Consider the following 1,415-nt stretch of genomic DNA (forward strand, 5'->3'; position numbering starts at 1 on the left):
CTGAGACCTGATGCCGAGCCGATTGTGGTGAAGTGGATGATCCTATGCTGTCGAGAAAAGCCTCTAGCGAGTTTTATGGCGGCCCGTACCCTAAACCGACTCAGGTGGTCAGGTAGAGAATACCGAGGCGTTCGGGTGAACTATGGTTAAGGAACTCGGCAAAATGCCCCCGTAACTTCGGGAGAAGGGGGGCCATCACTGGTGATCCGTTTTACACGGTGAGCTGGGGGTGGCCGCAGAGACCAGCGAGAAGCGACTGTTTACTAAAAACACAGGTCCGTGCGAAGCCGTAAGGCGATGTATACGGACTGACGCCTGCCCGGTGCTGGAACGTTAAGGGGACCGGTTAGTCACATTTCGGTGTGGCGAAGCTGAGAACTTAAGCGCCAGTAAACGGCGGTGGTAACTATAACCATCCTAAGGTAGCGAAATTCCTTGTCGGGTAAGTTCCGACCTGCACGAATGGCGTAACGACTTCTCGACTGTCTCAACCATAGGCCCGGTGAAATTGCACTACGAGTAAAGATGCTCGTTTCGCGCAGCAGGACGGAAAGACCCCGGGACCTTTACTACAGTTTGATATTGGTGTTCGGTTCGGCTTGTGTAGGATAGGTGGGAGACTGTGAACTCTGGACGCCAGTTCAGGGGGAGTCGTCGTTGAAATACCACTCTGGTCGTGCTGGATGTCTAACCTGGGTCCGTGATCCGGATCAGGGACAGTGTCTGATGGGTAGTTTAACTGGGGCGGTTGCCTCCTAAAGAGTAACGGAGGCGCCCAAAGGTTCCCTCAGCCTGGTTGGTAATCAGGTGTTGAGTGTAAGTGCACAAGGGAGCTTGACTGTGAGACCGACGGGTCGAGCAGGGACGAAAGTCGGGACTAGTGATCCGGCGGTGGCTTGTGGAAGCGCCGTCGCTCAACGGATAAAAGGTACCCCGGGGATAACAGGCTGATCTTCCCCAAGAGTCCATATCGACGGGATGGTTTGGCACCTCGATGTCGGCTCGTCGCATCCTGGGGCTGGAGTCGGTCCCAAGGGTTGGGCTGTTCGCCCATTAAAGCGGTACGCGAGCTGGGTTTAGAACGTCGTGAGACAGTTCGGTCCCTATCCGCTGTGCGCGTAGGAGTCTTGAGAAGGGCTGTCCCTAGTACGAGAGGACCGGGACGGACGAACCTCTGGTGTGCCAGTTGTCCTGCCAAGGGCATGGCTGGTTGGCTACGTTCGGGAGGGATAACCGCTGAAAGCATCTAAGCGGGAAGCCTGCTTCGAGATGAGGACTCCCACCCCCTTTGAGGGGTTAAGGCTCCCAGTAGACGACTGGGTTGATAGGCCAGATCTGGAAGCCCTGTAAGGGGTGGAGGTGACTGGTACTAATAGGCCGAGGGCTTGTCCTCAGTTGCTCGCGTCCACTGTGTT

At 56.0% G+C, this 1,415-nt stretch carries 1 rRNA gene; it reads left to right on the forward strand.

Annotation, left to right across the window (positions count from 1 at the left end):
* Window positions 1–1,393 (forward strand): 23S ribosomal RNA (locus ACIQNU_RS43795); the annotation flags it as partial.
* Between the last annotated feature and the right edge of the window lie 22 nt (window positions 1,394–1,415).

The sequence above is a fragment of the Streptomyces sp. NPDC091292 genome (assembly GCF_044757265.1).
Classification (GTDB): Bacteria; Actinomycetota; Actinomycetes; order Streptomycetales; family Streptomycetaceae; genus Streptomyces.